Here is a 284-nt window from a genome sequence, read left to right on the forward strand (position 1 = left end):
AAAAACACCGAAACATGCGATTCACCAACCAATTTTTTTTTACGCTTTAGGTTTTCAACATCAATAATTAACGCACCATTTAAGGTTCCAATCACAAGCTCTCTGCGTTTATCGGAAAAATAGATCTTCTCTATGAAATGTTTATCCGAGCTAAGGACATGAGAAAAACTCTCATCCTCTGATAAGTAGACGCCAGCATTGGTGGCTAATACCCATTTAGAAAGCACAAACTTAGCATCATTAACAATCATTCGACTCGCGTGATTGAATTGATACATTTCTTT

The 284-nt window shown here is 36.3% G+C and carries 1 protein-coding gene; it reads right to left on the reverse strand.

Annotated elements, in window-relative coordinates:
• A partial coding sequence (locus tag VOR_RS17425; protein WP_286118525.1) for a hypothetical protein occupies positions 1–251 on the reverse strand: 251 nt, incomplete at its 3' end.
• Positions 252–284: the final 33 nt, after the last annotated feature.

Origin of the sequence: Vibrio ordalii ATCC 33509 (assembly GCA_000257205.1) — a bacterium.
In the GTDB taxonomy this organism is placed as follows: Bacteria; Pseudomonadota; Gammaproteobacteria; order Enterobacterales; family Vibrionaceae; genus Vibrio; species Vibrio ordalii.